This window comes from Vitiosangium sp. GDMCC 1.1324, assembly GCF_003044305.1.
In the GTDB taxonomy this organism is placed as follows: domain Bacteria; phylum Myxococcota; class Myxococcia; order Myxococcales; family Myxococcaceae; genus Archangium.
On record NZ_PZOX01000001.1, the window covers coordinates 301,712 to 325,122 of the forward strand.

The window sequence follows — 23,411 nt, forward strand, 5'->3', positions numbered from 1 at the left end:
GGGTGAGGGGAGCGCGAGACTGGGTTAGGGTAGGCCGGTATGAAGCCCGGCCTGCTCATCACCCTCGTGGCATTGATGCTCGGCGCCTGTCGCTCGCGGGAGCCGCGCTTCCCGGTGGAGCACGTCTCTCTCAAGGGCGCGACGGTGGTCGACAACGGCCTGCTCGGCTGGGCTCCGTCCGAGGTCCAGGAGCTCTTCGCTGGCACGCTGCGCGACAGCCACCGCTTCGAGCTGCTCGAGGAGGGGAAGAAGGGCAAGCCCGTGCAGGGCGCCTGGTCGCTCACGCTCGAGCTGCCCTTCACCCGCGAGTCGCTCCGGGACGGCAGCACGTACTCCTTCGCCGAGGTGGGGGCCACCCTGTCGCTGGAGCGGCGCGATGTGGAGCCCCCGCAGCGCTACCAGGTGGTGGGGCTGGGCGAGGTGCGGGTGGAGACGAAGGGCGCCGAGGCGCGGCGCAAGGCCCTGCGCGAGGCGCTCCGGCGGGCGCTCACCCAGGTGGCCGAGGCCGCCGGGCTTCAGATGGGGGCGGCGGATCGCGAGGACGCGGCGCTGCTCCAGGACTTGCAGTCGCAGGATGAGCGGGTGCGCGAGTTCGCCCTGCGGGTGCTCGCCGAGCGGCGCAACCCCGCGGCGGCGCCGCTGCTCATCCGCCAGCTCCAGGACGAGGATCCACAGCAGGTGCGCCAGGCCATCGGCGCGCTGGTGGAGATGAAGGCCCGCTCCGCCGTGCCCGCGCTCATCGAGCTGGTGAAGGACCGGGAGATCGGTTTCGTGCAGGAGGTCGTCTTCGCCATCGGGGAGCTGGGTGGCGCCGAGGCCGAGGCGTACCTCTTCACCGTGGCCCAGGGACATGATCAGCCGGACGTCCAGGCCGCGGCGAAGCAGGCGCTCGACACACTCTACGCATCACACAAGCTGGCCACTCCGGAGGCGCGCGGCGCGGACCGCGCGGAACACTGATACATGAAGCTCTTGTCTGTCGTCGTACGGGTGGGTCTCGGGGCCTCGCTGGTGGTGGGAGCAGGTGGATGCGCGGGCCGGCAGCACGTGGCCGCCGAGTCCGAGTCGCGCCCCTCCGAGTCCCTGGGCGAGTACTACCCGCTGGCCGTGGGCAACCGTTGGACGTACCGGGTGAACGGCCGTGCGGACAGGACCGTGGACGTGGAGGTGCTCAAGGAGGAGGACGGGTACTTCCATGACAACCAGGGGGGGCAGCTCGCCGTGGATGGCTTCGGCATCCGCGATCGCAAGCGCTACCTGCTGCGCGGGCCGCTCGCCGCGGGCACCGAGTGGACGAACGTGGTGTCGGTGTCCTCCACCGAGCGCTACCGCATCCTCCAGTCAGGAGTGCCCTGCGAGGCGCCCGCGGGCTCCTTCCAGCACTGTGTGCGGGTGGAGGCGCGCAACCGGGTGGATGCGACCACCACGCTGGTGAACGCGCTCACCTTCGCGGAGGGCGTGGGGCTGGTGCGTGTGGAGGTGTCCGCGGAGAAGAGCAACGGCGAGCGCGTTCCGCAGACATGGTTGGAGCTGGCGTCCTATAAACTGCAGGGCTCGGGCAGCTGACAACAGGGGACGAGGTTCATGAAAGAGATCGGCATCGCGCTGCTGGGACTGGGCAACGTGGGACTGGGGACGTACCGCATCCTCACCGACCACGCGAAGGACATCGAGAGGCGTCTGGGCGCGAAGGTGCGCGTGCGCCACGTGCTGGTGCGCACGCCGGGCAAGTCCCGGCCCGAGGACGTGCCTTCCTCGCTCATCACCCAGGACATCAAGACGATCCTCGAGGACAAGGAGGTCTCGGTCGTCGTGGAGGTGATGGGCGGGTTGAGCCCCTCGCGCGAGTACCTCGAGCAGGCGATTGCCTCGGGCCGCCACGTGGTGACGGCCAACAAGGCACTGCTGTCCGCACATGGCGAGGCGCTGTTCTCGCGGGCGCTGGCGCGCGGGGTGGACGTGCACTTCGAGGGCGCCGTTTGCGGCGGCATCCCCATCATCCGCACGCTGCGCGAGGCGCTCGCCTCGGACCGGGTCGAGTCGCTCACCGGCATCGTCAACGGCACCACCAACTTCATCCTCTCGGCCATGGCGAACGAGGGGGCCACGTACGCGGACGCGCTCCGGCGCGCGCAGGAGCTCGGCTACGCGGAGGCGGATCCCACGCTGGACGTGAGCGGCATGGACGCGGCGCAGAAGCTGTGCCTGCTGGCCTCGCTGGCCTTCTCCGCGCGCGTGTCTCCCGAGTCCATCCTCGTGGAGGGAATCACGAGCCTCACCCCCACGGACATCTCCTATGGGCGCGAGGCGGGCTATGTCCTCAAGCTGCTCGCCCGGGCGCGCCGGGCCGCGGATGGGCTGGATGTGCGCGTGCACCCGGCCTTCATCCCCGCCGCCAGCCCTCTGGCGGACGTGAGCAGTGCCTTCAACGCGGTGCTGCTCCAGTCCGCGGCGCTGGGGGCCTCGCTCTATTCGGGCCGGGGCGCTGGAGCCCTGCCCACGGGCAGTGCGGTGGTGTCCGACATCATCGACACCTGCCGCAACCTGCTGGCCGGGGTGTCCGGACGGCTGCCCCTGCCGGTCGCGCCGAACGTGCAGGACGTGCCGCTGCTGCCCTCCGGGGAGCGGCGGGGGCCCGTCTACCTGCGCTTCTCTGTCAGCGACGAGCCCGGCGTCCTGGGGCGTATCGCCAGCGTGCTGGGCGAGAAGGGGGTGAGCATCAACTCGGTGCTCCAGCGCCCCCCGCGCCCCGAGGACGCCCGCGCCACCATCGTCGTCTTCACCCACGCCACGCGCGAGGCGGATGTGCTCGCCGCGGTGCGGTGGATCGACTCGCTGAGCAGCACACGTGCACCTACCCAGGTCATCCGCATTGAAGAGGACCCGGGAGTGTTGCTGGCCGCGCAGTAGGACGGCAGGCAGAGAAGCAGGCGGATGTCTCCTACCCGGCGGGGCTGTTGAAAGCCGGGGCGGCGATCCCTACCCTGGGAACCCTTTTCCAGGGAGGTTCGCGGTATGGGTGTCACCGAGAGTGCCGAGCAGACACAGCAGGAGCTCATTCTCGGCTTCCTCGCGGACGGGCGGGACGAGTACACCTCGGGCGAGGCGCTCTCCGCCAAGCTGGGCCTGTCACGCACCGCGGTGTGGAAGCACGTGCAGTCGCTGCGGGGCAAGGGCTACCGCATCGACGCCGTGCCCGCGCGGGGCTACCGGCTGGTGGACGTGCCGGATCGGCTCTCGCCGCTGGAACTGGCGCCGCTGCTGTCCACGCACCACCTGGGGCAGAGCATCCACTTCCACGAGTCGTTGCCGTCCACCAACGAGGCCGCCTTCCGGTTGGCCGCGGACGGGGCCGAGCACGGCGAGGTGGTCATCACCGAGCAGCAGACGGCGGGCAAGGGCCGCCGGGGCCGCACGTGGGTGTCCCCCTCGAGAGTGAACCTGTACTTCTCCGCCATCCTCCGGCCGGAGCTGCCGCCGCAGCGCGCTCCGGAGCTCACCCTGGTGGCTGCGGTGGCGCTCGCCGAGGCGCTGCGCGAGGAAGACGCGGAGGCGCGCATCAAGTGGCCCAACGACGTGCAGGTGGGCGGCCGCAAGGTGGCGGGCATCCTCACCGAGCTGTCGGCCGAGCCGGAGCGGGTGCACTTCGTGGTGCTCGGCATCGGGGTGAACCTCAACGCGGGCCCCGAGGACTTCCCACCCGAGGTGGCCACCACCGCCACGTCGCTCTCCCAGGCGTTGGGGCGGCGCGTCAACCGTGCCCTCTTCACCGCCGCCCTCTGGGGCCGCCTGGAGGAGTGGTTGGACCTGCACCACGAGGTGGGCTTCGATCCGGTGCGCCAGCGCTGGAAGGAGCTGTCGTCCACGCTCGGCCAGGAGGTGCTGGTGCGTACGGACCGGTCGGAATTGCGCGGTGTGGCTGAAGACATCGACACGTCCGGTGCACTCCTGGTGAGGACGGGGGCAGGCGCTCTGGAAAGGGTGCTCGCCGGGGATGTGGAGCAACTGCGGCCCCGCTAGACTGCGCGGCGAGCCATGCTTCTCGCCATCGACGTTGGCAACACCAACACCGTCCTCGGGGTGTACGACGGCAAGCGCCTCCTGGACCACTGGCGCCTGGAGACGAGCGCCCGCCGCACCTCCGACGAGTACGGAATCCTCCTGCGCCAGCTCTTCCAGTCCAGCGGCATCGACGCGGACCAGGTGGACGCGGTGGCCGTCTCCAGCGTGGTGCCGCCGCTGCAGTTCAACCTGGAGCGGATGAGTGAGCGCTACTTCAAGACGAGCCCCATGTTCGTCGGGCCCGGTGTGAAGACGGGCATGCCCATCCTCTACGACAACCCGCGCGAGGTGGGGGCCGACCGCATCGTCAACGCGGTGGCCGCCTACGACAAGCACCGCCGCGGCCTCATCGTCGTGGACTTCGGCACCGCCACCACGCTGGACGCGGTGACGCCCCGGGGCGAGTACCTCGGTGGCGCCATCTGCCCCGGCATCAACATCTCCATGGAGGCGCTCTTCCAGAACGCCTCCAAGTTGCCTCGGGTCGAGCTCGCCCGGCCCCCACACGTGGTGGGCCGCAACACCGTGCACTCCATCCAGTCCGGCCTCTTCTACGGCTACGTGGGCATGGTGGATGGTATCTGCGCCCGCATGCAGACGGAGCTCGGCTTCGAGGTGCGGGTGGTGGCCACGGGGGGCCTCGCGCCGCTGGTGGCCAGCGAGTCCCGGCTCATCCACGAAGTCGACGAGTTCCTCACGCTCGAGGGTCTCCGCATCATCTACGGAAGGAATCACGCTTCATGAGCACCCAACCCCAGATCTCTCCCGCGGCCGCTGGCGGCTGTCCCATCTCGGCGGAGATCCTTCCGCCCAACATGCGCAAGCATGTGGATCCGGCCGCGCCCGCGCCCCTGCGGATGATGGCCGCCAAGGCCCTGGTGCCACTGGCGCCCGCGGACATGCTCGGTGCTCTCTTCATGCTCACGTTCGATCCGGACGCGGGGGTGCGAGAGACCGCCGCCAAGACGGCCGCCGCCCTCCCGGATCGCTTCTCCGCGGGCCTGCGCGATGAGAACGTCGCGGCCCCCGTGCTGGGCTGGTTCCTGACGCTCTTGCGCTCCAGGGACGCCCTCGCGGAGATGCTCGTGCTCAACCCCACCACGCCCGACGAGGCCGTGGCCGAGGCGGCGCGCGACTGCAGCGCGAAGATCTCCGAGATCATCGGGCAGAACCAGCTGCGCGTGCTGCGCCACGAGAACATCATCCGCAACCTCTGCACCAACCCCAACGCCAGCCCGGCGCTGCTCGACAACGTCTGCGACTTCGCGGTGCGCAGCGGCCTGGTGCTCGCGGACGTGCCCCAGATGCAGGCCGCGCGGGTCCGCCTCTTCGGTCCCCAGGCCGTCGCCGCTCCGCCGGATCCCGGCCCCACCGCCGAGGAGGTCCTCAAGGAGTTCCAGGAGGACGTGGCCAAAGAGAAGGAGGAAGAGGCCGCGCCCATGCCGGAGGGCAAGAAGCTCAACCTCACCCAGCGCGTCATGAAGATGAGCATCGCGGAGAAGATCAAGCTCGCGACGCTGGGCAACAAGGAAGCCCGCAGCCTCCTCATCCGCGACACCAACAAGCTCGTCTGCACCGCCGTCATCCGCAGCCCCCGCATCACCGACGGCGAGGTCCTCAACTGCGCCAGCAATAAGGCCGTCAACGAGGAGGTGCTGCGCATCATCTACAACAGCCGCGAGTTCACGAAGAACTACAAGATCAAGATCGCGCTGTTGAAGAACCCCAAGCTGCCGCTCTCCGTGGGCATGAAGTTCCTCAACACCCTGCGCGAGAACGACGTCAAGGAGCTCAGCCGGGACAAGAACGTCCCGTCCGCGCTCCAGGGCGTGGCCAAGAAGATGATGGAAAAGAAGAACGAGCCCAAGAAGGACGAGAAGTAGGGCTCGGGTGGAGCAGGGGGCTCGGAGGCGAGGGGAAGACCCTCACCCGGGCCCTCCTCAGGCGACGGCTTCCTCGTCGTCCGCACCCGCCGGCGTCTCCTCCAGGAGCTGCGTGGCGATGGCCAGCGCCTTCTTCGTCTTCTCGCGCAGCTTCTCGTCGGCCTTGATGCGCGTGTAGAGCCGGGCCACCCGGTCCTCGTTGCGCGCCACCGACTCCTCCATCTCGGCGATCCGCTTGCGCAGCTCGTCGGCCTCGGTGCTCGTCTGCGCCTTCACCGCCTCGAGCTCCTCGCGCAGGCTGTCCGCCTCGCCCCGAGTCGCCGCCAGGTCCGCATCGAGCTGCTCCGAGCGCACCCGGAGCTCCTCCACCTCGCCGGCCTGGGCCTGGTACTGCTCCAGCTCGGTCTGCATCGCCGTGGCGCGGGCCGTGGCGCCACGCGCCTCCTCCTTGGCCGCCGCGAGCTGCTGCTCCACCCGCTTGCGCTCCGCCATGAGCTGGTCCGCCTTCGTCTTCAGCGTCTTGAGCTCCGCGTCCCGCCGGGCGATCTCATCCGTGGCGCCGCTGGCCTGCTGCTCCAGCGCGAGCTGGCGATCCTGCAGCTCGACGATCTCCTGCTCCTTCTGGTTGAGCTCCGTCTTCAGCCGGAGGATCTCCCGATCCTTCCGGTTGGACGCCTCGCGCAGCGCCAGGGTGGCCGAGTCGTTCTTGCCGGCGGAGGCCTTCACCGTCTCCAGCTCCGTCGTCTTGGTCTCGAGCTCGGACTCCAGCTCCTGCACCCGCGTCTCCGCGGTGCTGGCCTGGCCTCGTGCATCCTCGAGGGCGCCTTCCAACTCGGCCACGCGGGCGCGCAGGTTGCGCAGCTCGGCCGCGTCCGCCGCGGACATGGCCGGGGCCGAGGGCGTGCTCAGCGGAGCCGTGCGGGGAGGGGTGGCCGGAGCCGTGGGCGTGGGGCGCGCCACCGGCGTGGCGGCCACGGGCGGAGCCGTGGGGCGGGTGGGGGCCGGCGGAACCACCGGAGTGGGGCGGGCCGCCGGGGGAGGCGTGGGCGCGGGGGCGGTCGGCATGAAGCCCACCACCGTCTTGTCGCTGTCCATGCCCAGCGAATCCAGCGCGTTGTCGTCCTCGCCACTGCTCAGGCTGTCCAGCCCGGAGAAGTCGTCCTCCGGCGAGCTCAGCTCCGGCGGAGCCTCCACCGGCTCCTCGAAGCTGCCCGTCACGGGCTCATCCACGCTGTCGCCGAAGGGGTTGTCCAGCAGCGCCAGCTCCTCGCCGTGGCTCTCCAGCGGCTCGCCCTCGATGGCGAGCTCCTCGCCCTGCACCGGCTCCTCGCCGAGCCCGTCCAGCCCGCCCAGGGCGAGGCCGTCGTCGACGAGCTCGCCCGCGGGCAGCTCCGGGAAGCCGATCAGCCCACCCACGCGCTCCACCAGCTCGTCGGCGTTCACCGGCTTGGCTACGTAGTCGTCCGCGTGGGCCTTCAGCTTGCGGTGCTGCGCGAAACCGTCCGGGTTGCCGATGATGACGATGGGGATCGTCTTGAGATCATCGTCCTTCTTCAGCTTGCCGCAGATGAGGTAGCCGTTCTGGCCCGCCGACAGGTCCACCGCGAGCACCACCAGGTCCGGCCGGTCGCGGCGGATCTGCTCCACGCTGCCCTTGCCGTCGGTGGTCTCCTGCACCGCGAAGCCCCGGGCCTCCAGGGCCTGATGCAGGGTCGCGGAGAGGGCGGTGTCACTTTCGACGATCAGGATGTTCTTGGACATGAGAAGGGCTGCCGGACCAGGGAGGGCGTGCGCGTCCCGCGTCGGTACGAGGGAACGGCGGCTCTGGAAAAGTCGCTCGGGGAGGCTATCGGTGCCTACCGGGACCGTCAATCTTCGGTCCTGTCGGATTTCCAGGAGTCCAGCCCCTCAGGCGAGCGAGCGGCCCCAGTGCGGGCCCTCGGCCCTCAGGGCTGCAGGGACACGGGCCGGGCCTGCACATCCGGCGTCACCGGTCGCGCGGGCTTGCTCTTCTGGGCCCCCTGCTCGGCGATCATGCGGCGGATGTCCGTCTCATCCAGGTCCGACACCAGCTCGTAGACGACCTCGCCCTCGCGCCACACGGCCACGTTGTAGCCGAGGCTGGAGCCCACCTGCACGGAGGGCAGGGGAGGAGCCTCCACCTCGCGCCGGGCGTCGTCGAAGACGAAGAGGCCGATGCGCTTGGCCGGCGCGCCCTGAGTCTCCGGGTTGCGCTCGTAGCTGATGTACGCGGCGGGGCGATCCGTCACGTTGGAGATGCGCGCGCCGGACAGATGCACGTCGGGGAGCCGGGGCACCGAGACGCGATGATCCAGCTTGCCGTCGAACCAGGCCTCCACCTTCTCGTGCGAGGTACCGGCGATCTCCGTCGGAAGCTTCTTGGCGTGCCGCCGCGCGGCGTCCTCCATGAAGCGCTGGTGCTGCTTGGGTTGCAGGGCCAGCCACGTGCCGCCGGCCATCACCACCACCACGGCCGCGGCGCTCGCGCGCAACAACCAGGCCTGCGAGGCACGGCGCTGCTCCTCGCGGATGCCCACCTGGATGCGGGCGCGCAGGGTGTCCGGAGCTCGGGTGGTCTCGACGGCGTGCCGCGCGGCCCGGCGCAGCGACTGCTGCATCCGAGTCTCTTCATTGACCCGCCGTGCGCACTCGGCACAGCCGGTCAGATGCGCTTCCACTTCCAACCGCTCGTCGGTCTGGAACTCACCGTCGAGGTACGGGTACAGGATTGAATCGAGTTCCTGGCAGGTCATGAGCGCTCAGGGCGGGCAATGGTGGAGGGCCCGGGTGGAAATATCGTGAAGAAATATTTCCGGGGCCATCAACCTCGATCTACCCCACCTTCTTCCTGCGGCGGTATTCGTCGAGACTCGTCGCCGAGCCCGGAGCATTGGCCGGACCCGCGTTCGCACCCTCGGCGCCACCCTCTTGACGCAGCACGCCAGTGCCCTCGGCATACTCGCGCAGCGTCTTCTGCAGCAGCTTGCGGCCGCGGAAGAGTCGGCTCATCACCGTGCCCACGGGGCACTCGAGGATCTCCGCGATCTCCTTGTAGGAGAACTCCTGCAGGTCCGCGAGGATGACCACCAGCCGGAAGTCGATGGGCAGCGCGTCGATGGCCCTGAGCACGTCGTCCGACAGGAGCCGGTCGAAGAAGTACTGCTCGGGGTTGGCCGCGAAGTCCGTGGCGTCCCGGCTCACGAAGCGCTCGTGCACGGCCTCGCGCTCCACGCCCTCCACCACGCTGCGCTCCTTCACCTTGCGCCGATAGCGGTTGATGAAGGTGTTGGTGAGGATCTTGAAGAGCCAGGCTTTGATGTTGGTGCCTCGCTCGAACTTGTCGAAAAAGCGGTAGGCCCTCATGCAGGTGTCCTGCACCAGGTCCTCGGCGTCCCGTTCGTTCTTCGTCAGCCTCAGGGCCGCGGAGTACAGGGGGTCGAGGTGTGCCAGGGCCAATTCCTCGAATTCCGCTTTCGTCCGGTTGTTCTGCCTGAAGTCCAGCATGCTCCCGCCTTCCAGAGGCCCGAAATCACAGGCAATTGAGTCGTTACCTACCCGGCAATGTATGCACGGGAACAGAGTGGGCAACAACACAAAGCCCGCCGGCGCCGTTTGCACGGCTGCCCCGGCGGGCGGGAGACATCTAACGGCGGGAATTATTCCCTGATTTTGGGAACAAGCCCTCCGTCAGGGTGTCGCAGTGTTGACTACCGAGCCGGCTTGGAGCCGATGGCGTCGAAGATGGACAGGTAGTTGTAGCCGAGGTCCTTGGCGACGGCCTCGTAGGTGACGTGGCCGTTGTAGGTGTTGAGGCCGCGGGCGAGCGCCTTGTCCGCCTTGACGGCCTCGACGAGACCCATGTCGGCGATCTTCCGGGCGTAGGGCCGGGTGGTGTTGGTGAGGGCGTAGGTGGAGGTCTGCGGCACCGCGCCGGGCATGTTGGCCACGCAGTAGTGGACGACGCCGTGCTTCACGAAGGTGGGGTTGTCGTGGGTGGTGGGCACGCACGTCTCGATGCAGCCGCCCTGGTCCACCGCCACGTCCACCACTACGGAGCCGGGGCTCATCTCGGCGATGAGGGACTCGGAGACGAGCTTGGGCGCCTTGCCGCCGGGGATGAGCACGCCGCCGATGACGAGGTCCGCCTCGCGCACGGTCTTGGCGACGCTCTCGGTGTCCGAGGCCAGGGTGGCCACGCGGCCGAGGAACACGTCGTCCAGGTAGGTGAGCCGCTCGAGGTTGATGTCGAGGATGGTGACCTCGGCGCCCATGCCCACGGCGACCTTGGCCGCGCAGGTGCCCACCACGCCGCCGCCGATGACGGCCACGCGGCCACGGCGCACGCCCGGCACGCCGCCCAGGAGGATGCCCTTGCCGCCGTGCGCCTTCTCCAGGCACGCGGCGCCCACCTGGATGGCCATCTTGCCGGCCACCTCGGACATGGGCTTGAGCAGCGGCAGCGAGCCGTCCTCCAGCTGGATCGTCTCATAGGCCACGGCCGCGGCCTTCTTCTTCACCAGCGTGCGCGTGAGCTCCGGGTCCACGCCGGCCAGGTGGAAATAGGTGTAGATGATCTGCCCTTCCTGGATGCGCTCGTACTCGGGCGCGATGGGCTCCTTCACCTTGACGATCATCTCGGCGCGCTTCCAGACCTCGTCCGCGCTCTGGACGATCTGCGCACCGACGCGCTGGTATTCCGAGTCGGGGATGCCGGAGCCAACGCCGGCGTTCGTCTCGACCAGAACCGTGTGGCCCGCGCTGGTGAGAGCACGAACGCCCGCCGGAACCATGCCGACACGGTACTCGCGGGTCTTGATCTCCTTGGGAACTCCGACGATCACTTGAGATGCCTCCGAATTGTCCGCAATAAGGGACGCAAAAGCGGGCGGACCCTAGGCAGGGGCCTAGGGCGAGTCAAGACGCGCACCGGCAAGGAGCCGTACGGCTCGTGAATGCGCGGCGCGTCGAATGGCCCGCCCGGCAGTGATAGTTAACGAGGTCATGACTTTGGCACCGAAGCTTCTATTCGCGGACCCGAAGGGACGGGTGATGGAGCATCCCTACCTGCTCGCCACTCTGCGCAGCGGGGAAGAGCTCGTTCCCACGCAGGACAAGCCCATTGCGCTGCCGTCCGCTGGCCGGCTCGTCCACCTGCCGGGGCGCCTGCCGGTGGGCATCCATCCCGAGACCGGTGAGCTGGAGCTGGTGCGCGAGATGAAGGTTAACGGGAAGACATTTGTGCCCAGCGCAGTGGGGGCGCTGCTGCCGCCGGGCTACACGCGCACCTTCCTTCCCGGCGAGGTGAAGGCCGATGGTCCGGTGCTGCCGCAGTGGGCCTATACCGCCGCCGCGTGGGGAGAGGACGGGCCTGTGGCGTGGGCCATCCACACCGATACACGCTCGCACTGGGAGCCGGAGAAGTACTCCACCCCGGAGCTGAAGAAGCTCGTGGACGCGCACCTGGCGCGCTTCCCCGGCAACCGCGTGCTCAAGCAACTCACCACGTGCGCGATGCTGTACCGGTGCTTCACCTCGCAGAACATCTTCTACGTGCGTGACGAGGGCGCCATCCCCGCGTCGGTGATGTGCAACGCGCGCTGCGTGGGCTGCATCTCGGATCAGCCGGCGGACGGGCCGCCCGCGTCGCACGAGCGTATGAACGACGGGCCCACCGCCGAGGAGATGGGGCAGATCGGCCTGTACCACCTGGAGAACGCTCCCGGCCGCACCATGGTCAGCTTCGGCCAGGGCTGCGAGGGCGAGCCGCTCACCCGGTGGAAGTTCATCGCCGAGTCCATCCGCTACATGCGCGAGCGCACCTCGCAGGGCTCCATCAACATCAACACCAACGCGAGCCTCACGCAGGGACTCGAGGCGCTCTTCGACGCTGGGCTGGATGCCATCCGCGTGTCGCTCAACTCGGCATCGAAGGAGCTCTACGAGGCCTACTACAAGCCGGTGAAGTACGGCTGGGAGGACGTGGAGGCTTCCATCGCGCTGGCGCGCAAGCGCGGCGCGTACCTCGCGCTCAACCTGCTGCTTTTCCCGGGCGTCACGGATCGCGAGGGCGAGGTGAAGGCCCTGGAGCGGCTGGTGAAGAAGTACAAGGTGGACCAGGTGCAGACGCGCTCGCTGTGCATCGATCCCATCCAGTACCTGGAGGTGGCGCGCGACAAGGGCCCCGGTGGAGAGCCCGTGGGCATCCGCGAGCTGCTGCGCCGGCTCAAGGCAGCCCGGCCGGGGCTGATCATAGGGAACTTCGCGCGAGGGCTCGACGAGCGGCAGAACGCGGCCAGCGCGCGGAAGTAACGGGAGCACCTTCCGGCTCGAGGTTGTCCAACAGGACAACGCTCGGGCGGTAGAGTTGCGCTCCATGCAATCCCTCGACTTGAACCTGCTCACCGCGCTGGATGCCCTCCTCCAGGAGGGCAGCGTGACCGGTGCGGCCCGGCGGATGAATCTCAGTGCCCCGGCGATGAGCCGGACCCTGACGCGGATCCGCGAGGCCGTGGGAGATCCGATCCTCGTGCGCGCGGGCCGCAAGCTCGTTCCCACGCCTCATGCCTTGGCACTGCGCGGCCGCGTGCACGAGGTCGTGGAGCAGGCCTCGGGACTGCTTCGACCGGCCGGCGAGCTGGAGCCCGCGACGCTCGACCGCGTCTTCACGATTCGGGCGCACGATGGGATTGCCGGCATGTTCGCCGAGTCTCTCGCCCGGTTGTTTCAACAAGAGGCTCCACGTGTCGTGACCCGCTTCGTCCCGGAGGGCGAAGAAGACGTCGGAGCACTCCGCGACGGTCAGGTGGACCTCGACGTGGGAGTCATCGGCGCGATGGGCCCCGAGGTTCGTCTCCAGACGCTGTTTCGCGATCGGTATGCCGCCGTGGTGCGGCGCGGCCATCCGATCCTGCGGGGACGCTACTCGTTCGAGCGGCTCGCCGCTCATCCGCACATCTCCATCTCACGCCGGGGCAAGCTGCGCGGCCCGTTGGACGAGACCCTCGCGGGCATGGGCATCACACGGACGGTCTCATTGGCACTGCCGTCCATGTATGCCGCGCTGGTCCTCGCCGCCGGATCGGACATGATCGTGGCCGTTCCGGAGCGGAGCTCGGAACGCGTTTGCGAGGCCCTCGGCTTGAAGACGATTCCCCTGCCCGCGACCCTGCCCACGGTCGTCATCTCCCAGGCCTGGCATCCTCGGTTCGATGCGGACGGCGGGCACCGTTGGCTCAGGGAGTGCGTTCGCCGCGTGTGTGGCAGCGAGGGCCGTCGGAAGAAGTGAGTGCCTCGCTGTGAGGATTGCGCTGGACGCAATGATGCAATGCGGTCATTGCACTGGTGGAAAACACCTCGCGTGGAAAGAGTGTCCTCCGACTTCACGTCACGGAGGATTTCCATGCCGAACTCACTTCAGAGTGAACCTGTTGCTGCTGTCCTCGACCGGCTCTATGCGCAGGCCGAGAAAATCGATCCAGAGGTCCTCGAACCCGCGATGGCGGAGGCCAGACGACGGAAGGGGCCACTGGATGATCGTGAACTGGCCGGGATGTTGAGACGGGCCTTCATGCCCGTCTCGCGAGACGTGGGCCATCTGCTCTACATGATGGTCCGGACCAGCCGTTGCCGTCGCGTGATCGAGTTCGGGACGTCGTTCGGAATCTCGACGATCTTCCTCGCCGCGGCGTTGAAGGACTCTGGCGGGGGAACGCTGGTGACGACCGAGCTGGAGCCCGACAAGGTGCGCCGTGCCCGGGAGCACTTCGCCGAGGCGGGGCTGTCGGACATCGTCGAGGTGCGGGAAGGCGATGCCCGGGAGACGCTGCGCGACGTCGAGCCGGATGTCGACTTCGTGCTGCTGGATGGCTGGAAGGGGCTGTACCTGCCGGTCCTTCAGTTGCTCGAGCCGAAGCTGCGCACGGGCAGCCTCATCATCGCGGATGACATCGATCTCATGCCGGAGGTCCTCACGCCGTACCTCCAGTACGTGCACCGCGAGCGCAGCCCCTATTTCGCCGTGAAGGTGCCCATGGGCGACGGCCTCGACGTCGCGATGTGGACGCGCTGAACGGATGCTCGCCGGGCTTCCCTCTCCTCTCTGAGGGGGAAGAGGGAATGGTGTTCCAGGTGTGGGTTTTCCGGAGGAGGTTGTCGGAGTCGGAAGCCGAGTCTGCGGCGGAGGGCCCGCGTCGAGCGCGGGCTACTCGTTGCCCGTGGCGACGGGGTTGAGCTCCTTCGCCACCAGATGGCCCAGCACGGCGTCCTTCGGCACGTAGCCGTCGGCGCCGGCCTCACGGCAGATGCGCTGCAACTCCTCGACGTTCTCGCCGGAGCACAGCAGCACCTTGATGCCCTTGAAGAGGCTGTTGCTCTTGATGAACCGGCAGAACTGCTCGCCGTTCACGTTGGGCATGCGCACGTCCAGCAGGACCAGATCCGGACGCGTCTGCTTCTTCAGGATGATCTTCGTCGCCTTGTCCGCGGAGTCGGCGATGTGCACCTCGAAGCCCTTGGTCACCAGGTCCGCTTCGATGATGCGCGCCGTCATCTCGCTGTCGTCGACGATGAGGATGCGGGGCTTCCTGCCGGCGGAGGCCGCCATCTTCGCGGCCGATGGGAAGCCACCCGTCGCGGCCGGAGCGGGCGCGGCGGCGGGGGAGGGCGCGGCGGGAGCCGGAGTGGCCGCCGGTGGAGTCTGTTGAGCAGCCGACGGTGCGGGAGCCGCCGTGGGTTGCTGAGCGGCCGGCTGCGCTGGAGCTGGAGCCGCCGTGGGAGCCTGCACGGGCGCGGTCGCCCGAGGCGCCACGGGAGCGGCGGTATGTGCCGGGGCTGGGTGCGCGGCGGGAGCCGTCGGGTGCGCGGCCGCTGGAGCCACGGGCCTCGCTGGAGCCTGCGCCGGAGGAGATGCCGGATGTGCCGCGGCCGCAGTCGCGGGTGCGCGAGGCGTCGCAGCGGCCGGGTTGACCGCAGCCCCCGCCGAGGGAGCCTGCGCCACCGGACGAGGCTGAGCCACCTGACCCGCGACGGGCGCGCGAGGAGCAACTCCAGCAGCAGTCGGAGCTCCCGCCGCGGGCGTATGAGCCACCGGACGAGGCTGAGCCACCTGACCCGCGACGGGCGCACGAGGGGCTGCCGGAGCCGTTGGAGCGCCTGCCGCCGGAGCGGGATGTGCTCCCACTGGAGTCTGTGCCGGACGAGGCTGAGCCACCTGACCCGCGGCGGGCGCACGAGGACCGGGAATCGCCTGGGCCTGGGCCGCTGGAGCGACGCGCGGCGGAGGGACTCCAGGTGTCTGGGGTGCTCCAGGACCGGCGGGCCGGGGAGTGGCCGTGGCGGTGGGCGGACGGGTTGCCGGAGCCACCGCGGGCGGGCGAGGGGCCGCGGCGGTGCCCGCTGGACGGGCAGCCAGGGTGGCTGCTGGGGCCGCCACGGGTCGTGCGGGAGCTGGCGCACTCGTGGTGGGAGCGCCGAGGATCCGCATGATGCCGCCGATGACCGCCTCCAGGCCGCCGCCCTTGAGGATATAGGCGTCAGCACCCGATTGGCGTGTCTTGGCCGCGAGCTCCTCCTCGGCGATGTCCGAGTACAGCACCAGCTTGGAGGTGACCTTCTTCTGGGTGCGGAGGTACTCGACGACGTCGTCGCCGAACATCTCCGGCATGTTCACGTCCATGAGGATGAGCGCGAACGGTCCCTCGGTGAGCTTCTGATCGAGGCTCGCCAGGTCCGTCGCCCCGGTGGCCTGGTAGCCAGCCGAGGCCAATGCCCTGACGGTGAGTTCCACCAGCATCGGGCTATCATCGATGACCAGTACGCGAGACATCTGCCTCCTCAGGAATACAGCAGTCACCCTACACCGTTGAGCGGGCCCGGACCATGTGATTCGGTCCACCCTTGACCCACTTCGCAAGCCTCCGGATACTTTGGCGCCTTGACCAACACTCCCCTCCAGCGTGCGCTCCGGATGGCGCCCGACCGAGCCATCGCAGGCCAGGCCCGGCCGGAGCAGGAATTCTTCTGTTTCCGCGCGGGCGAGCTTCGCCTCGCGGTTCCCAGCGAGAATGTCCTCGAGGTCATCCGCACCGGGCTCCTCACGCCCCTGCCTCGAACTCCGTCCTTCCTCCTGGGTGTTACCGGCCATCGCGGCGAGGTACTCCCGGTGATGGATCTCCTGCGCTTCCTTGGCAAGGGGGAGGCCCGCGTCGGGCCTCGGACCCGCCTCTTCATCGGCACCAGCGGCAACTACCGCGTCGGCGTGGTGGCGGACGCGGTGCTCGGCCTGCGGCGCATTCCCTTGGCCAACATCCTCCCTCCTCCGCTGGGTGGGGATGCGGCCGTCGAGCACCTGCTCGGTGTGGCCGAGGGGGCCACGGCCCAGGAGGCGATCGCCCTCATCAACTTCACCAAGTTGCTGCAGAGCGCCCGGCAGCGGGCGGTGGTGCGATGATCTACGGCGATGATCACTCGCCCGAGCTCAACGAGGTCGACGTCCTCTTCTTCGAGGTCGGCGACATCGTCTACGGCACCGATGCGTCGCAGGTGCTGCGCATCGACCGCTCGCACCCGGATGATCTCGAGCTGCCAGATCTCGGTCCACTCAAGCGCGGCAATCGCGTGCTCGTGTTCGACACCCCAGAAGGGGAGGGCCACCTCAAGGTGGACGCCATCCGCGGCGTGCGCCCCGTCCCCATCATGGACCTGCGGCGTCTGCCCCTCGTGGCTGGCGCCGCGCCCTACGCGGTCGGTGTGTTCCTCGACCAGGAACGCCCCGTGATGCTCATCGATCTTGTTGAAACCTTGAATGCTCAAGGAAGGCACTGACGGCAATGTCCCCCGCTGACACGAAGAACGAAGTTGTTCCGACGGAGGGGCCCGCCCCTCGCTCGAAGAAGGCCGGCTCCCTCAAGCCCATCACCGACACCGTGATCGCGGTGTTGGCGGGCAATCTCGAGGCGCGCGTGACCAAGAGCGCCTTGGAGGACGATGCCGCCGATCTGGCCAACCTCTTCAACCAGCTGCTCGATCGTCATGCCGCCGCCGAGCGCCGCAAGCAGGTGGCCGCCCAGGAGATCGATCAGGCCATCGACGCGCTCATCACCCTGGTGCGCGAGGGTGACCTGGCCCAGTGGAACACCTCCACCGAAGACCCCCAGCTCGGGCCCCTGCTCGAGGGCTTCGGCAAGGTGATCGAAACGCTGCGCACCTTCGTGCGGGAGATCAACGAGGCGGCCCTGCGCCTGTCCTCGTCCGCCAACCAGGTGCTCGCGGCCTCCACACAGCACGAAACGTCCTCCACTGAACAGGCCGCCGCCATCCACGAGACCACGGCCACCATGGAGGAGCTCAAGCACGCCTCGGCGCAGATCGCCGAGAACGCCGGCAGCGTGGCGCGCGTGGCCGAGGAGACCCTGGGTGCCGCTCGCGCGGGCCGGGGCGCCATCGGCGAGTTCATCCAGGCCATGCAGCAGATCCGCAGCGACGGCGTCGCGGTGGCCGACTCCATCGCCAAGCTGTCCAAGCGCGTGGAGCGCATCGGCACCGTGGTCGAGGTGATCGACGAGATCGCCGACCGCTCGGACCTGCTCGCGCTCAACGCGGCCCTCGAGGGCAGCCGCGCCGGTGAGGCGGGCAAGGGCTTCTCCATCGTCGCGGCCGAAATGCGCCGCCTGGCGGAGAACGTCATGGAGTCCACCAAGGAGATCAAGAACCTGATCACCGAGATCCGCGAGGCCACGGCCGCCGCCGGCACCGCCGCGGATGCCTCCAAGGAGGCCACGGAGTCCGGTGAGAAGCTGGGCGCGGTGGCTGCGCAGGCCGTCGAGGGAATCCTCGCCGGCGTGCAGGAGACGAGCGACGCGGCCCGCGTCATCAATCTCGCCACCCAGCAGCAGCGCACCGCCACCGAGCAAGTGGTGGCCTCCATGGCGGAGATCGAGGATGTGACGCGTCAGACGACCCAGGCCTCCAAGCAGGCCACGGGTGCCGCCGCGGAACTCACGCAGCTCGCCGGCCGTCTCGCCGAGCTCATCAAGCGCTTCAAGGCCGACTGACAAGAGGAGGGGGAGGGGCACGGGGCGGATCTCCGTCCTGACGCCCTCCGGTCATGGACACCGAGTCCCTCAAGAAATCCCTCCTGAGCAAGTTTCAGGAGGTCAGCGCAGACCGTCTCCAGAAGATCCAGTTGGGCGTGCTCGATCTCGAGAAGCCCACCGCGGATCAGGCGGCGGACGAGGTCGCACGCGAGCTGCACACGATGAAGGGCGAGGCCCGCATGCTGGGTCTGGCCGCCATCGGTCAGCTCGCGCACGCGGCCGAGGACGTCCTACGTGCCGAGCGCGACGGGAGGACCGCCACCGAAGTGGCGACGGACCTCCTGCTGCGCGCATGCGACATCATCTCGGACCTCCTGGAGGACAATGACGGAGCCCAGTCGGGCACGCCGGCCTCCCAGGAGATGGTCGAGGCGCTCGCCGCGGCCTCCGGGCATGCGGCACCGCCCATCGGAGGCGTCAGGTCGCCCTCGCAGACATCCATTCCGGTGGTGCCCGCGGCGAACGTGGTCGTGGAAGCGGCTCCCGAGCCCGCGGAGCCCGTCTACGCGCCTCCGCCAGCTCCGGCGGCTCCTCCCGCGGCCCCACCCCGGGGTCACAAGGGTGAGCACGCCCACGAGGAGACGCACACCACCAAGGCGCTCGCCGACCGCAGCATCCGCGTGAATGTCGAGGTGCTCGACTCCCTCGGTCTGCTCGCGGGAGATCTCCTGGTGGAGAGCGCGCGTGGACGCCTGCGCGCCTCCGAGGTCGAGGAGTTGCTCCAGCGCTTCTCGCGCCTGGGTGATCGCTTCCTCAAGCTGGCCGAGCAGCTCGACGTCCCCAACGTGCTGCGCACCGATCTCGAGCGCATCGAGGGCGACCTGCACATGCTGCGCGACGACGCGTTCCGCTTCGTGCGCAACAACGGGGATGGCATCGAGACGTTGCACGGCAACCTGTCGATGATGGCGGACCACGTGGCCGAGGCCCGCCTCGTGCCCCTGTCCACCGTCTTCGACGCCTTCCCGCGCGCCGTGCGTGACATCGCTCGCGCCCAGGCCAAGGAGGTGGATCTCGTCATCGAGAACGCCGACCTCGGCGTGGATCGCTCGATGCTGGCCGACGTGCGTGACGCCCTGGTGCACCTGCTGCGCAACGGCGTGGACCACGGCCTGGAGACGCCCGACGATCGTCGCATGCTCGGCAAGCCCTCCGCGGGCCGCCTGCGCATCCGCGTGCGTGCCGACGGCGACATGCTCAGCATCGAGGTGGATGACGACGGCCGCGGCATGGATCCGCAGCGGCTGCGGGAGGTGGCCGTCCGCAAGCGGCTGCTCACCGAGCAGCAGGCCGCCGCCCTCTCCGAGCGCGAGGCCATCGAGCTCGTCTTCCGCGCCGGCTTCTCCACCCGCGAGGAGATCACCGATATCTCCGGCCGCGGTGTGGGCATGGACGTCGTCAAGAAGAAGGTGGAGTCGCTGGGTGGCTCGGTGGGCATCGTCAGCCGCATTGGCCGTGGCACCTCCATCACCCTGCGCCTGCCGCAGTCGCTGGCGTTGATGAAGGTGCTGCTGGTGCGCCTGGGCGACGATGTCTACGGCATGCCCGCTGCCGACGTGGTGGCGGTGATGCGCGTGAAGCCGGATGACCGCATGGAGGTCTTCGGCACCCTGGCGGTGAAGCACCGGGGCAAGCCCATCGCGCTGGTGGGCCTGGGGCCCCTGCTGGGCGTCAACGGAGGCAACCGCTTCGACAAGCCGCCCGCCGTGGTGGTGCGCCATGGCGACGACCATGCCGCCCTGGTGGTGGATGGCTTCGTGGACGAGCGCGAGGTGGCGGTGAAGCCGTGCGGCGGCGAGTTCCTCAAGGGCGCTGCCTTCATCGCCGGCACCGCCGCGCTGGAGGACGGCCGCATCGCCGTGCTCCTCCACGTGCCGGACATCATGGCCGAGGTGCGTCGCATGGCGCGGCCCGTCACCCAGTCCCAGGCCACCAAGCGCCTGCGGGTTCTGCTGGTGGACGACTCGCCCATCGCTCGCGCCACCGAGTCCGCGCTCGTCAAGGCGCTGGGGCACACCGTGGACGAGGCCCAGGATGGCGAGGAGGGCTTCCTCAAGGCCCAGTCCCAGCCGTACGACCTCATCCTCACGGACGTGCAGATGCCCCGGCTGGATGGTTTCTCGCTCTCGCGGCGGCTCAAGTCCACCGCGGGGCTGGCCCGCATTCCGGTCATCATCCTCTCGTCGCTCGCGTCGCCGGAGGACAGACGGCGCGGTGCCGAGGCGGGGGCCGATGCGTACCTGGTCAAGGGCGAATTGGGTGTGGAGAGTCTGGCTCAGACCATCGATCGTCTGACCTGAGTCATTTCAAGGGGGCTGCTTGGACGTCGGGGCGTCCGCATACCGGGTGTTGCTCGTGGGTGAGGTTCTTCGGGGAGCCTCGCGGGGGTTGTTCGACGGGGTGGTGCTCGCTCCGGCCGGCAACGTCTGCGAGTTCTCCGAGGCGTTGGAGGGCGTGCAGCGTCTGCATCCGGACGTGGTCGTGGTGGACCTGTCCAGCCAGGATGCACTCAAGGCGATCGAGCGGGTGATGGCCGAGCGGCCCGTGCCGGTGCTCGCGCTCCACCCGGGCGTGCTCTCCGGCGCGGAGGCCTTCCAGGCGCTCGCCTACGGGGCCGTGGACGTGGTGGACCGGCCCACCGAGCCTGGCACCGACTTCTGGCAGACGGTGAGCCGCAAGCTGATGCTGCTCGCCGAGGTGCGTGTGTCGCGCCCCGTGCAGGCCCAGAAGCCGAACGTGCGCCCACCGCCCACCGATGCTCCGTTCCCGCTGGTGGCCATCGCTTCGTCGCTCGGCGGGCCCAAGGCGCTCTCCATCGTGTTGAAGATGCTTCCCCGCGACTTCCCCGCGCCCGTGTGCATCTGCCAGCACATCAGCGAGGGCTTCACCGAGGGCCTCGCCCAGTGGCTCGGTTCTGAGACGCCGCTGCGCGTGGTGGAGGCCACCGACGGCGAGGAGATGGTGCCCGGCTCCGTCTACATCGCGCGCTCGGGCTCGCACCTGGTGGTGCGCTCCAGGGGCCGCCTGGCGTTGGATCCGAGTCCACCAGTGCGGGGCTTCCGGCCTTCGTGTGACGTGTTGTTGATGTCGGCGGCGGAGACCTTCGGGACGCGCGTGATGGGCGTCATCCTCACCGGCATGGGCCGCGACGGCGCTCGGGGATTGAAGGAGATCCGCGAGCGCGGTGGCCGCACCATCGCCCAGGACAAGGCGAGTTGCGCCGTGTACGGAATGCCCAAGGAGGCCGTGCGGCTCGGTGCTGCCGAGGAAATCCTGCCTCTCGATCAGATAGGACCAATGCTCGTCCAGTGGGTGCAGACATGCTGACGGTGACCTCCAGGGCCCTGCAGCAACTGGCCTCCCTGCTGCTGGAACGGGCGGGGTTGAAGATCACTCCCGACGGCTACCACAGCCTCCGGCTGGCGCTGTCCACGCGCATGCCCGCGGTGGGCATCGAGGATGCCGAGGAGTACGTGAAGCGCCTGCGCACCGTGGAGGACGAGCTGCGCGCGCTGCTGCCGCTCGTCACGGTGGGGCACACGGAGTTCTTCCGCGATCCCAAGCAGTTCCGGGCGCTGGAGAGCCGCATCCTCCCGGAGGCGCTGTGGCGGGCGCGGCGGGAGAACCGCCGGGTGTCCATCTGGTCCGCCGGATGCGCCACCGGCGAGGAGCCCTACAGCCTGGCCATGGTGCTGGCCGAGCAGGGCGCGCTCCCCATCGAGGTGGACCTGTGGGCCACCGACCTGAACCTCGCCGCGGTGGAGGCCGCGCGGCAGGGGCGCTTCTCGTCGCGGCGCGTCTCCAGCATCCCCCACGATCGTCGCGTCCGCTTCTTCCGGCCCGTGGAGGACGGGTTCGAGATCGTCTCGTCGCTCAAGGACTATGTCCGCTTCGACGGTCAGAACCTCGCCGTCCCCGTCTTCGAGAAGGTCAAGCCGGAGTCGTTGGACCTCATCCTCTGCCGCAACGTCATCATCTACTTCGACCTGCCCACCATCCGCGCGCTGATGGATCGCTTCCTCGCGGCGCTGCGGCCCGGGGCCCTGTTGCTGCTGGGCTACTCGGAGAGCCTCTTCAAGGTCTACGATCGTTTCGAGATGGTGGAGGTGGAGGGCTCGTTCGTCTACCGGCGGCCCACGTCGCTGTCTCCGCGTGCCCCGGGTTCCGGCCCGAGGCCGATGACGATCGGCTCGCTGCCGACCGTGGGGGATCGCCCGGCGGACACCGCGTCCGCGGCCTCCCTAAGCGGCGCGAGGCCTCGGGAGACGGGCTCCATGCTGCCGTCCACCCGGGCCCTGCAAACGACGCTCGATGCGTCCAAGCAGCCTCAGGTGGGCTCGTCCCCGCGCAAGACACCACCGGACATGCCCGTGGCCCGGGCATCCGAGGCGTCCCCGTCGAAGAGCCCCGCGTCTGTCTCCGTCGAGCGGCCCCGGAAGTCGCTCGAAGTGCCCTCGGCGGGTGGCGAGCGCAGGAGCACGGGTGAGCCCGCGTGGTCGCTGATGCTGTCCCCGGGCGAGCGGCTGAACGCGGCCGTGCGGATGATTGAGCGCGGTGACTTCGTGTCCGCCGTGTCAACCGTGGAGCAGCTCCTGGTTGACGAGCCCAACCACCTGGACGCGCTGCTCACCGTGGGCAACCTCTACTCGCTGACGGGGCGGAGCGTCGACGCGCGCGAGGCGTTCGGGCAGGCCATCAACCGCGAGCCGCTGTGCGTGGAGGCGCGGGTGTTCGGCGGACTGGCGGCGCTGCAGGCCGGAGAGCTCTCCGAGGCCCGCTCGGAGCTGGGCAAGGCGCTCTTCCTGGAGCCCTCGCTGGCCATCGGGCACTACCTGATGGCGCAGGTGCATGAGCGGCTGAAGGACCACGAGGCGGCGCGGCGCAGCTACCGCAACGCCATCTCGCAGTTGCGCTTCCCTCAACGCCCGCTGGCCGGCCACTACCCGGAGCTGCCGGACTCGGCCGAGGCCATCTCCCGCGCGGCGCGTTATGCGCTCGCCGCGCTGGAGGAGGGACCGTTGATCTGAGCCGCTACGCCAGGCCCTTGCCTACGTCGTCGATGCTCTTGCTGGGGTCCAGCACGGTGGTGAACTTCTTCTGCAGGTAGGACTTGGCCTGGCCCCGAAGCAACATGCCGGGGTCGGTGCCCTCGCCCTGGATGGCTCCGTCGGTGATGGTGAAGCTGGCATCGAGGTTGATGCCCATCACCTTGCCGATCACCTTCGCACCGTCACCAGACCAGTCGGCCTTCACGCCGTACTTGTCCGTCCAGTACTTGAGGAGCTGCTCGACGCGCTTCCTGGCGTCGTCCTTCGAGAGGGTGTGGGGGACCTCGAACTTCATCGTGCCCATG

The 23,411-nt window shown here is 69.0% G+C and carries 20 protein-coding genes and 2 pseudogenes; 15 read left to right on the forward strand and 7 right to left on the reverse strand.

Translation table 11 applies throughout. The annotated features are described in order from the left end of the window. The first annotated feature begins 39 nt into the window (after positions 1–39). The 6 genes from DAT35_RS01090 to DAT35_RS01115 all read left to right on the forward strand — a co-directional run bounded on the left by DAT35_RS01090 (position 40) and on the right by DAT35_RS01115 (position 5,945). On the forward strand, positions 40–960 hold the full coding sequence (locus DAT35_RS01090) for a HEAT repeat domain-containing protein (protein WP_108064993.1): 921 nt from the start codon (positions 40–42) through the stop codon (positions 958–960). Positions 961–963: 3 nt separating this feature from the next. Beyond that, the gene (locus DAT35_RS01095) at positions 964–1,566 is read left to right on the forward strand and encodes a hypothetical protein (protein ID WP_108064994.1); all 603 of its coding nucleotides are present in this window, start codon (positions 964–966) and stop codon (positions 1,564–1,566) included. 18 nt (positions 1,567–1,584) lie between these two features. Next, positions 1,585–2,910: a homoserine dehydrogenase gene (locus DAT35_RS01100; protein WP_108064995.1), complete on the forward strand. Its 1,326-nt coding sequence runs from the start codon at positions 1,585–1,587 to the stop codon at positions 2,908–2,910. Between the two features lie 105 nt (positions 2,911–3,015). Further along, the gene (locus DAT35_RS01105) at positions 3,016–4,020 is read left to right on the forward strand and encodes a biotin--[acetyl-CoA-carboxylase] ligase (protein ID WP_108064996.1); all 1,005 of its coding nucleotides are present in this window, start codon (positions 3,016–3,018) and stop codon (positions 4,018–4,020) included. Positions 4,021–4,035: 15 nt separating this feature from the next. Then, entirely contained in the window at positions 4,036–4,806 is a 771-nt protein-coding gene (locus tag DAT35_RS01110; protein ID WP_108064997.1) for a type III pantothenate kinase, read from the forward strand. After that, entirely contained in the window at positions 4,803–5,945 is a 1,143-nt protein-coding gene (locus DAT35_RS01115) for a hypothetical protein (protein ID WP_108064998.1), read from the forward strand. Before DAT35_RS01110 ends, DAT35_RS01115 begins: the two co-directional genes overlap by 4 nt. Positions 5,946–6,002: 57 nt before the next feature. Here DAT35_RS01115 and DAT35_RS01120 read toward each other — a convergent pair whose 3' ends face one another. The 4 genes from DAT35_RS01120 to ald form a co-directional block, all read right to left on the reverse strand. After that, complete coding sequence (locus tag DAT35_RS01120; protein WP_108064999.1) at positions 6,003–7,706, reverse strand: response regulator; 1,704 nt, start codon at positions 7,704–7,706, stop codon at positions 6,003–6,005. Between the two features lie 185 nt (positions 7,707–7,891). Further along, positions 7,892–8,719 carry an anti-sigma factor gene (locus tag DAT35_RS01125; RefSeq protein ID WP_108065000.1) on the reverse strand — a complete coding sequence of 276 codons (828 nt, stop codon included), beginning with the start codon at positions 8,717–8,719 and terminating at the stop codon, positions 7,892–7,894. 79 nt (positions 8,720–8,798) lie between these two features. Beyond that, positions 8,799–9,470 carry a sigma-70 family RNA polymerase sigma factor gene (locus DAT35_RS01130; RefSeq protein ID WP_108065001.1) on the reverse strand — a complete coding sequence of 224 codons (672 nt, stop codon included), beginning with the start codon at positions 9,468–9,470 and terminating at the stop codon, positions 8,799–8,801. Between the two features lie 203 nt (positions 9,471–9,673). Beyond that, positions 9,674–10,807, reverse strand: coding sequence for an alanine dehydrogenase (ald, locus tag DAT35_RS01135; RefSeq protein ID WP_108065002.1), 1,134 nt, complete (start codon positions 10,805–10,807; stop codon positions 9,674–9,676). Positions 10,808–10,967: 160 nt separating this feature from the next. Here ald and DAT35_RS01140 point away from each other — a divergent pair, with 160 nt between their 5' ends. The 3 genes from DAT35_RS01140 (at position 10,968) to DAT35_RS01150 (ending at position 14,034) form a co-directional block, all read left to right on the forward strand. Beyond that, entirely contained in the window at positions 10,968–12,275 is a 1,308-nt protein-coding gene (locus tag DAT35_RS01140) for a radical SAM protein (protein ID WP_108065003.1), read from the forward strand. A 64-nt stretch (positions 12,276–12,339) separates the two neighbouring features. After that, positions 12,340–13,251 (forward strand): LysR family transcriptional regulator, encoded by a 912-nt coding sequence (locus tag DAT35_RS01145; RefSeq protein ID WP_108065598.1) that lies wholly within the window; start codon positions 12,340–12,342, stop codon positions 13,249–13,251. Between the two features lie 114 nt (positions 13,252–13,365). After that, positions 13,366–14,034, forward strand: a complete 669-nt coding sequence (locus DAT35_RS01150) for an O-methyltransferase (RefSeq protein ID WP_108065004.1) — start codon at positions 13,366–13,368, stop codon at positions 14,032–14,034. A 132-nt stretch (positions 14,035–14,166) separates the two neighbouring features. Here DAT35_RS01150 and DAT35_RS01155 read toward each other — a convergent pair. Further along, a pseudogene (locus tag DAT35_RS01155) lies at positions 14,167–14,712 on the reverse strand (response regulator); the annotation flags it as partial. Positions 14,713–15,486: 774 nt separating this feature from the next. Further along, positions 15,487–15,789 (reverse strand): annotated as a pseudogene (locus DAT35_RS01160) (response regulator); the annotation flags it as partial. 141 nt (positions 15,790–15,930) lie between these two features. Here DAT35_RS01160 and DAT35_RS01165 point away from each other — a divergent pair. The 6 genes from DAT35_RS01165 to DAT35_RS01190 are packed head-to-tail and all read left to right on the forward strand — an operon-like array spanning position 15,931 to position 23,085. After that, complete coding sequence (locus DAT35_RS01165) at positions 15,931–16,413, forward strand: chemotaxis protein CheW (protein WP_108065599.1); 483 nt, start codon at positions 15,931–15,933, stop codon at positions 16,411–16,413. After that, entirely contained in the window at positions 16,410–16,787 is a 378-nt protein-coding gene (locus tag DAT35_RS01170; protein WP_108065005.1) for a Frizzy aggregation protein FrzB, read from the forward strand. The genes DAT35_RS01165 and DAT35_RS01170 overlap by 4 nt, the downstream gene beginning before the upstream one ends. A gap of 5 nt (positions 16,788–16,792) precedes the next feature. Continuing rightward, positions 16,793–18,016 carry a methyl-accepting chemotaxis protein gene (locus DAT35_RS01175; RefSeq protein ID WP_108065006.1) on the forward strand — a complete coding sequence of 408 codons (1,224 nt, stop codon included), beginning with the start codon at positions 16,793–16,795 and terminating at the stop codon, positions 18,014–18,016. A gap of 53 nt (positions 18,017–18,069) precedes the next feature. Further along, the gene (locus DAT35_RS01180; protein ID WP_108065007.1) at positions 18,070–20,358 is read left to right on the forward strand and encodes a hybrid sensor histidine kinase/response regulator; all 2,289 of its coding nucleotides are present in this window, start codon (positions 18,070–18,072) and stop codon (positions 20,356–20,358) included. Positions 20,359–20,377: 19 nt separating this feature from the next. After that, the gene (locus DAT35_RS01185; RefSeq protein WP_199242766.1) at positions 20,378–21,385 is read left to right on the forward strand and encodes a chemotaxis protein CheB; all 1,008 of its coding nucleotides are present in this window, start codon (positions 20,378–20,380) and stop codon (positions 21,383–21,385) included. Next, a complete protein-coding gene (locus tag DAT35_RS01190) occupies positions 21,379–23,085 on the forward strand; it encodes a protein-glutamate O-methyltransferase (RefSeq protein WP_108065009.1) in 1,707 nt (568 codons plus the stop codon). The genes DAT35_RS01185 and DAT35_RS01190 overlap by 7 nt, the downstream gene beginning before the upstream one ends. A 4-nt stretch (positions 23,086–23,089) precedes the next feature. On the opposite strand, the gene DAT35_RS01195 is transcribed toward DAT35_RS01190, so the two are convergent. Continuing rightward, the gene (locus DAT35_RS01195) at positions 23,090–23,410 is read right to left on the reverse strand and encodes a polyhydroxyalkanoic acid system family protein (protein WP_108065010.1); all 321 of its coding nucleotides are present in this window, start codon (positions 23,408–23,410) and stop codon (positions 23,090–23,092) included. Position 23,411: the final 1 nt, after the last annotated feature.

Excerpts from the sequence above, each read along its gene's own strand:
- DAT35_RS01090 (WP_108064993.1), top strand. The coding sequence starts at position 40 with ATGAAGCCCGGCCTGCTCATCACCCTCGTGGCATTGATGCTCGGCGCC.
- DAT35_RS01095 (WP_108064994.1), top strand. The coding sequence starts at position 964 with ATGAAGCTCTTGTCTGTCGTCGTACGGGTGGGTCTCGGGGCCTCGCTG.
- DAT35_RS01100 (WP_108064995.1), top strand. The coding sequence starts at position 1,585 with ATGAAAGAGATCGGCATCGCGCTGCTGGGACTGGGCAACGTGGGACTG.
- DAT35_RS01105 (WP_108064996.1), top strand. The coding sequence starts at position 3,016 with ATGGGTGTCACCGAGAGTGCCGAGCAGACACAGCAGGAGCTCATTCTC.
- DAT35_RS01110 (WP_108064997.1), top strand. The coding sequence starts at position 4,036 with ATGCTTCTCGCCATCGACGTTGGCAACACCAACACCGTCCTCGGGGTG.
- DAT35_RS01115 (WP_108064998.1), top strand. The coding sequence starts at position 4,803 with ATGAGCACCCAACCCCAGATCTCTCCCGCGGCCGCTGGCGGCTGTCCC.
- DAT35_RS01120 (WP_108064999.1), bottom strand. The coding sequence starts at position 7,706 with ATGTCCAAGAACATCCTGATCGTCGAAAGTGACACCGCCCTCTCCGCG.
- DAT35_RS01125 (WP_108065000.1), bottom strand. The coding sequence starts at position 8,719 with ATGACCTGCCAGGAACTCGATTCAATCCTGTACCCGTACCTCGACGGT.
- DAT35_RS01130 (WP_108065001.1), bottom strand. The coding sequence starts at position 9,470 with ATGCTGGACTTCAGGCAGAACAACCGGACGAAAGCGGAATTCGAGGAA.
- DAT35_RS01140 (WP_108065003.1), top strand. The coding sequence starts at position 10,968 with ATGACTTTGGCACCGAAGCTTCTATTCGCGGACCCGAAGGGACGGGTG.
- DAT35_RS01145 (WP_108065598.1), top strand. The coding sequence starts at position 12,340 with ATGCAATCCCTCGACTTGAACCTGCTCACCGCGCTGGATGCCCTCCTC.
- DAT35_RS01150 (WP_108065004.1), top strand. The coding sequence starts at position 13,366 with ATGCCGAACTCACTTCAGAGTGAACCTGTTGCTGCTGTCCTCGACCGG.
- DAT35_RS01165 (WP_108065599.1), top strand. The coding sequence starts at position 15,931 with ATGGCGCCCGACCGAGCCATCGCAGGCCAGGCCCGGCCGGAGCAGGAA.
- DAT35_RS01170 (WP_108065005.1), top strand. The coding sequence starts at position 16,410 with ATGATCTACGGCGATGATCACTCGCCCGAGCTCAACGAGGTCGACGTC.
- DAT35_RS01175 (WP_108065006.1), top strand. The coding sequence starts at position 16,793 with ATGTCCCCCGCTGACACGAAGAACGAAGTTGTTCCGACGGAGGGGCCC.
- DAT35_RS01180 (WP_108065007.1), top strand. The coding sequence starts at position 18,070 with ATGGACACCGAGTCCCTCAAGAAATCCCTCCTGAGCAAGTTTCAGGAG.
- DAT35_RS01190 (WP_108065009.1), top strand. The coding sequence starts at position 21,379 with ATGCTGACGGTGACCTCCAGGGCCCTGCAGCAACTGGCCTCCCTGCTG.
- DAT35_RS01195 (WP_108065010.1), bottom strand. The coding sequence starts at position 23,410 with ATGGGCACGATGAAGTTCGAGGTCCCCCACACCCTCTCGAAGGACGAC.